Genomic DNA, 2,421 nt, shown 5'->3' on the forward strand with positions numbered 1-2,421 from the left:
ATTATTTGGCGATCGCTAAATAATACTCAAATCGTTCTCGGAGTTGTTCAACCGTCAAATTTTGAGTCCAGTACTCCACTAGAGCATGACCAAATGCCCAGGCGTTGCGATCGGGTGAAGCGGAGTTTTCCAGCAGTAGCGGCCAAAGGGATAGCAATTCAAAGTTGAGCGAGTTGGGGTTCAAGAGCGAGAAAAGTTCATATCCCATTTGCAGTTTGCCAATCACAATCGGCAACTGTTCCACGGGAATTTGCTCCGCCAGCATATATGCTAAAGCTGGAGATCCGGTTGAGAGCGTAGAAACAAACTGAAGGACGGGACTTTTAAGCAATGTCGTCAATCCTTGTGTTGTCGTCATCTGGAAGGTGTAGTGGTCGATGATTTTAGCGGCGGCGACGATGCGGGCTTCTAGATTACGCAAAAAGCGGGCGAGACGGAGTTGCTTGGTAGGTGCGATCGCATCCACTAATCCCAACGATAGCGCCTCCACTCCCCAAGCGGTTCGTCTTGTTTTGCGGTCACCTGTAACCACGGGTAAAACTAGATTACAGAAGTTTCCTAGCAGTTTTGCCCGATACTCAGTGGCTTCGCGAATCGCAATTTCTTTGGTGCGATCGCCCCATTCCCAATCATAAGGCGGTTGCCATTCGCGGATGGGACGCAGCCGATCTACCTGGGTGACGATCGCGATCGCAGGTAAATCTGCAACTTCTGCTTTGATGTCTTGCAAAAAGTCCACATCCATTTGCAAGGCAGGATCGAGGGCAGGGGTAGCTAACAGTAGCAAATCTGCATTGATGGCATAATCAAGCACCAGATTTCGGAGATTGGCACGGTTGACTTGTTCGTAACCAGGTGTATCCCAAAGCGTTAGGGTTTCCCCAGTTTGAGTCTGCCATTGATAATTCTGAATGCGATCGGTACTGGGTAAAACATCAACGGCTGCGAGATCCGCCTGAAATAGCGTGTTAATCAGGCTACTTTTTCCCGATCCCGTGCGCCCCACCAGCAGAATATTTACAGGTTTTTGCTCAACCGCCTTGGCTGGTTGGGCTTGAGTCAGGATTTCTCGGAGTGTTTGGGTTTTTGCCTTGGGTAAAGTTGGTGTGGAAACTACGGTTGCTGAAACTGGGCTACGTCCGTAAAGTGCGATCGCTTGTCGGCATAAGTTTCTCAGGGCAGCTTCCCGGAATAACTGGCTCAAATTCCCCAATAATTGCTGAGTTGCTTGGTTACTGAAACCCTGACTGGCTTGTTTTGCCACCGCCGCCACCGGATTTAAGATCCACTGTGCCCAGTTCCAAACTTTCCAGAATTTCCGAGCCGATGGTTCCAACTTCCGGTAGACCTCATATCCTTGGTATGCTTGTCCAACCGTTACCTGATTGAGAATAGGGGATAACTTTTGCATCCACTGATCCATATCATCCACTGTTCCGCGAATCAGCCCGTAAGCTTGGGGGACGTAAATGTTCAGCAGGGGATATTGAATCTGAGGATTGTAGATATGAGCGATCGCTACCACTAAATCCTGACATCGCGTCCAAAAAGCTTGCCAGTCTTCCCAAATCGGGCGATCGCTTTGTGCTGCTTGGAGAATTTCTTGAAGGGCGGCTTCTGCAAGTTTTGTGGTGTCACTTCCCACAGGTAGCCCTACTGTATCCTCTGCTGTCGATTCCAGTTCTTCACGGACTTGAGTTAATACAGCTTCTACTTGATTAACAGCTGGTTGAGTCCATTTGACTAGCAGCCAACGCCAACCAACAAATAAAACGGTGAATACACCCCAAATCCAATTAATGCCCCACGCATGAATTTGTGAACCGGCAGACACCAGTAAGAAAATGATGATAAACGCGATCGGGATTGCTAAGACTACCCACTGCCACAGTTTTAATCGCACCATTGCCCCATACCTGCTTTGAATTGTTGGGAAATTCGAGTTTTTGCAAAAATTACTCTTATAAAAAGTCTATCGTCTCCAATCTAGGCAGGATGTTTGATATTCTTGGATTAGTGCTAGACTCCTAATTATTAGGGATAAATGTTTTATTTGCTGTGGGCAGCTAAATAGATAACTGGACATTTATATTTCTAGATTAGAAGAAGTTTTAAATTGCTCACTTGCTTATGGGAGCAAAATTTAGTAACCAAGCTATGCAAACCATTACCGACATTGGCACGCTAATTGTCAGCACACCGGGAACCTGTGGTGGTCGCCCTCGGATTGTGGGACACCGGATTACGGTACACAACATTGCGATCGACTTCAACGCAGGCATGAAACCGGAAGAGATAGTTGTCCAAAGACCACAGCTAATGTTGGCACAAGTTTATGCAGCGCTAGCTTACTACTATGCTAACAAAGAAGTAATTGACACGGAGATTGCCGCAGAAATTGAAGAATACGACCATTTGGAA

General features: G+C 47.0%; 2 protein-coding genes. One reads left to right on the forward strand and one right to left on the reverse strand.

Translation table 11 applies throughout. From position 1 onward, the window contains the following. Window position 1 precedes the first annotated feature (1 nt). On the reverse strand, window positions 2-1,906 hold the full coding sequence (locus tag V7K41_RS32575; RefSeq protein ID WP_334854630.1) for a GTPase family protein: 1,905 nt from the start codon (window positions 1,904-1,906) through the stop codon (window positions 2-4). Between the two features lie 251 nt (window positions 1,907-2,157). Between V7K41_RS32575 and V7K41_RS32580 the strand changes: the two genes are divergently transcribed. Continuing rightward, window positions 2,158-2,421, forward strand: a 264-nt coding sequence (locus V7K41_RS32580) for a DUF433 domain-containing protein (RefSeq protein ID WP_334854631.1), incomplete at its 3' end; no start/stop codon positions are given.

The sequence above is a fragment of the Nostoc sp. genome, assembly GCF_036917415.1.
Taxonomy (GTDB): Bacteria; Cyanobacteriota; Cyanobacteriia; order Cyanobacteriales; family Nostocaceae; genus Nostoc.

Coding starts and splice junctions, on each gene's coding strand:
- V7K41_RS32575 (WP_334854630.1), bottom strand. CDS start 1,906: ATGGTGCGATTAAAACTGTGGCAGTGGGTAGTCTTAGCAATCCCGATC.